Origin of the sequence: Arthrobacter sp. 9V, assembly GCF_902506065.1 — a bacterium.
Classification (GTDB): domain Bacteria; phylum Actinomycetota; class Actinomycetes; order Actinomycetales; family Micrococcaceae; genus Arthrobacter.
The window spans coordinates 1-1,022 of the sequence record NZ_LR733024.1 but is presented as its reverse complement, the minus strand read 5'-3'; the positions used below and the strand labels follow the sequence as shown (position 1 = coordinate 1,022).

The following is a 1,022-nucleotide window of genomic DNA, read 5'->3' as shown; positions in this document are numbered from 1 at the left end:
CGACCGGAGCCCTGACGGACGAGCCCGGGGTCACCGGCGAGATCGTCGTCGCGGCACCGCACGTGCGCGACCACTACGACCGGCTCTGGCGCACCGACCGGGTCTCGCGGCTCGGGGTCGACGACCCGCGCGGACACCGCACCGGGGACGTCGGACACCTCGACTCCGCGGGACGGGTCTGGGTCGAAGGCCGGCTGCAGCACGTGCTCACCACGCCCGACGGGGTCGTCACACCGGTCGGGCCGGAGCAGCGGATCGAGGGCGTCGACGGTGTCGGACGTGCCGGGGTGGCGGGCATCGGTCCGACCGGCACGCAGCAGGTGGTGGCCGTCGTCGAGACCGAACCCGCCGTGCGCCGGCCGGGTCTGGCGTCGCCGCAGCTCGCCGCCGCGGTCCGCGCCGCCGCCGGGGTCCGGCTCGCCGCGGTGCTCGTCGTGCCCGTGCTGCCGACCGACATCCGGCACAACTCCAAGGTCGACCGCACCCGGCTGTCGCGCTGGGCCGGCTCGGTGCTGTCCGGCGGACGGATGGTCCGGCCGTGAAGGTCCTGGTCACCGGGGCCAGCGGGTTCCTCGGGCAGGCCACCGCCGCGGCCGTGCGGGACGCCGGGCACGAGGTCCGCACCTTCCAGCGCCGTCCCTCGGGCGTCGCCGGCGTGCAGGACGTCGCCGGCACGATGACCGACGACGCTGCGCTCGCCCGCGCGGTCGACGGGGTCGAAGCCGTCGTGCACCTGGCCGCCAAGGTGTCGCTCGCCGGGGACCCCGCCGACTTCGCCCGGGTCAACGTCGACGGGACGCGATCGCTGCTGCGAGCCGCCCGTGCCGCCGGGGTCGCGCGCTTCGTCTTCGTGTCGTCGCCGTCGGTCGCGCACACCGGGTCGTCGCTCGTCGGGGCCGACGCCGGACCTGCCGAACCGTCCCGTGCCCGTGGCGACTACGCCCGCACCAAGGCCGCGGCGGAGCTGCTGGCACTCGACGCCGACGCCCCGGACTTCGCCGTCGTGGCGGCCCGGTCGCACC

General features: G+C 76.7%; 1 protein-coding gene and 1 pseudogene. Both read left to right on the top strand.

The window, feature by feature from the left end:
- Positions 1 to 542: pseudogene (locus tag BACI9J_RS23460) on the top strand (alpha/beta fold hydrolase); the annotation flags it as partial.
- Positions 539 to 1,022: NAD-dependent epimerase/dehydratase family protein (locus BACI9J_RS23455; RefSeq protein WP_159736727.1), on the top strand; the 484-nt coding region annotated here is incomplete at its 3' end. The pseudogene BACI9J_RS23460 and the gene BACI9J_RS23455, both read left to right, overlap by 4 nt.